The organism is Anaerotignum faecicola, assembly GCA_024460105.1.
Lineage (GTDB): Bacteria > Bacillota > Clostridia > Lachnospirales > Anaerotignaceae > JANFXS01.
On record JANFXS010000362.1, the window covers coordinates 1 to 427 of the forward strand.

1 protein-coding gene and 1 pseudogene are annotated in these 427 nt (G+C 53.2%); one reads left to right on the forward strand and one right to left on the reverse strand.

The genetic code is table 11. The features are described from left to right. Nucleotides 1–125 (reverse strand): annotated as a pseudogene (locus tag NE664_14385) (GyrI-like domain-containing protein). A gap of 92 nt (nt 126–217) precedes the next feature. On the opposite strand from NE664_14385, the gene NE664_14390 reads away from it, so the two are divergent. Further along, a partial coding sequence (locus tag NE664_14390) for a ribonuclease Z (protein ID MCQ4727823.1) occupies nt 218–427 on the forward strand: 210 nt, incomplete at its 3' end.

Consider the following 427-nt stretch of genomic DNA (forward strand, 5'->3'; position numbering starts at 1 on the left):
CTTAAGTATATCTCATGGTGACGCCGAGTCTCGGAGAAATCGTTCACATAACCGTGTTCTTCCAGATAGCGGTCCATCTTCGCAACGGTTGCCGGTTCCTCGTCGAAGCTTCCGATATACTTAAGTGACCCGAGGAAGGTTCCACGGGAGCGTATGAAGACGGTAATCAGGCATCCGGTGAGCCAGAACAGCATAAACGATTAAGGGAGCGAATAAGATGATAGTCATGGTGTGTATCGATGATCATAACGGCATGATGTTCAATCATCGCCGCCAGAGCAGAGACCGTGCGGTGATTGAACGGGTGCTTCGATGTGCAGAGAGCAGCAGGCTTTGGATGAGTGAGTATTCTTACCGGCTGTTTCCGGGGGAGAGCCGGGATCAGCTGGCGGTCGGACCGGATTTTCTGGAAAGGGCAGGCCGCGGG